Annotated in this window: 2 protein-coding genes; both read right to left on the bottom strand. The window is 39.4% G+C overall.

Features of this window, described 5'->3' with window-relative positions; translation table 11 throughout:
• Positions 1 to 203: 203 nt before the first annotated feature.
• Positions 204 to 1,187, bottom strand: coding sequence for a FecR family protein (locus tag ACO0K1_RS20055; protein ID WP_423028953.1), 984 nt, complete (start codon positions 1,185 to 1,187; stop codon positions 204 to 206).
• Positions 1,184 to 1,762 carry an RNA polymerase sigma factor gene (locus ACO0K1_RS20050; RefSeq protein WP_423028951.1) on the bottom strand — a complete coding sequence of 193 codons (579 nt, stop codon included), beginning with the start codon at positions 1,760 to 1,762 and terminating at the stop codon, positions 1,184 to 1,186. The genes ACO0K1_RS20055 and ACO0K1_RS20050 overlap by 4 nt, the downstream gene beginning before the upstream one ends.
• Between the last annotated feature and the right edge of the window lie 357 nt (positions 1,763 to 2,119).

Raw genomic sequence — 2,119 nt, 5'->3', positions numbered from 1 at the left:
TCTTGGGTAAGATGTGTGTATGTCATTTCGGGCAACTTTGACTTGGAGGTCTGGAAGGCCGGATGCTACTGCATCTTCCCACCTTTAACCATTTATCTTCAGTTGCACTTCATAGTTGAACTCGCGGATTGTTCATTAAGTTGTAAATGCCTTTTAAAAATTTTTTTCATCGTCGCCAATTTGCTCGTGCCGGAAATTCAACGTCATTTAGAAACCTCAATCAGGTCGCCATTAATGTGCACTTTTAAGCCCAAGGTTTTATTCATGCAAAGCACCAAGCCATCGATATTATTGATATCCAGACTTCCATCAAGACGTAAATTGGTCACTGATTTATCTAATACAAATTGACGTCGGTTATAACGATTAAACTCACTCACTATCTTGGAAAGAGGTTGCCCCTGAAGGTTGATAATTCCCTTTTGTAAGTTTAAAAGCGCCTCAGTATCGGTATCTGTGTTGGTGCGACGAACAAAAGAATTGTCGTCCAGGATCATCTCATCATTGCGTCCCAAGAATTGAGGGGACTGTTTCGCTTCTTGCTCTGCTTCGTTGGGAACTACTTTTACTTGTCCTGAAATCACATTAATTTTTACTGTGCCATTTTCATTTCTTACGATGAATTGAGTGCCGATATCCGTAATAACTGATTTGCCGGCCTTGATGATAAATGGACGATTAAGTTCATGTGTAACATCAAAATAAGCTTCACCTTTGTCTAACCAAATTTGTCGTTGGTCGTTACTCATTCGACTGCGCAGCGTCGTATTCGCATTCAAAGTCAAACGAGAACCATCTTTTAATAAAACGGTTTTTCGTGAACCAATGGCCACTGAATATTGTTCAATTTTGGGTTCATCGTGCTGCCATAGCCAAAGGCCACTGACAAGCATTGCAATAAATCCACAAAGCGTTAATGCCTGTAATGAAATATTTTTCCAGATATAAGATTTTTTTGACTTGGGAGATATTGCAAAATCCGCCATTTCAAACGTTTCCGCTTTCAGTGATTTGATTTGATTAGTCCGCTCCCACGCTGCCTCTAAACGCCAAAATGCCAATCGATGCGCGATATCAAGGTTGAGCCAAGAGTCCAATTCAATTTGCTCTTTATATGTCCAAGTCTCTTTTTCTCGACGAATCATCCATTCGGAAGCCATTGCTTCGATGAGCTCTGCATTATTCATGACTCAGTTTCCTCTTTGCGTTTGTTTCTCACTTTTTGGCTAAGCAAGATATCAACGCCTTGTGAAAATAAAGAGTTTGCTAAAGCTCGCAATCCTAACGTCAGGTGTTTTTCTACTGTTCCGTCAGCAATTTTCATTTCTTGTGCAATTTCTCGCAAAGATAAACCTTCCAATTTTCGTAACGTTACAACTTGACGACACCTAGTCGGAAGATCATCTAATGCTATTTGTAATATCTTTAATTCTTCAATTGCACTTGTGATGCGCTCAGGATCCAAATCATTCGAGCCATAGTCGAGATCTTCCAAATTGGAAACACTAACGATGGATACAATTTGTGTCCTCCGAAATCGGTCAATTAAAGTATTACGTGCAATGGTGAACAGTAAGGCTTTCGTGACGTCAGGTGTCCCATGCTGCATCACATAGAGATAGATTTTGATATAAACATCTTGCCTGATATCACTCAATTCGTCGTCAGTGCCCCAATGCTTACGCAACATCCGCATAAGAGAAGGCTCAAAAGGCAAGACTTCGTATTTGAACCAGTCTTTTAGATGCGCCTCATCTTTCAAGCCTCATTTTTCTCCAGCCAATGGAGTAGTCGCATCGGGTATTTTGAAATCCATAACATCCGTTCTCTATTGTGCGGCATTGATGTTTCACTGCCAATTTTTTTTGTAATTCGAACGAAAAAATTAAAAAAAATTAACGCAAATTTGATTCAAACATAAATAGTCACACCTCCATATTTTGAATAAAAATTGTTGAAAATAAATCTTTTTTTGGGAATCAAAAAGAAATCAAATTGGGCGAATTCTAGGATGAAGTGCAATTTATGAACGGTACCGGTTAATGAGGGCAAGATGCGATAGCATTTGTGCCTTTTTGACCGGCCAGTCGAAATTGCATAATGAACTACACACATCTCA

The sequence above is a fragment of the Undibacterium sp. SXout20W genome (genome assembly GCF_049340285.1).
Lineage (GTDB): Bacteria > Pseudomonadota > Gammaproteobacteria > Burkholderiales > Burkholderiaceae_D > Undibacterium.
Note: the sequence above shows the minus strand (reverse complement) of the source record. Positions and strands in the feature narration are given on the sequence as shown.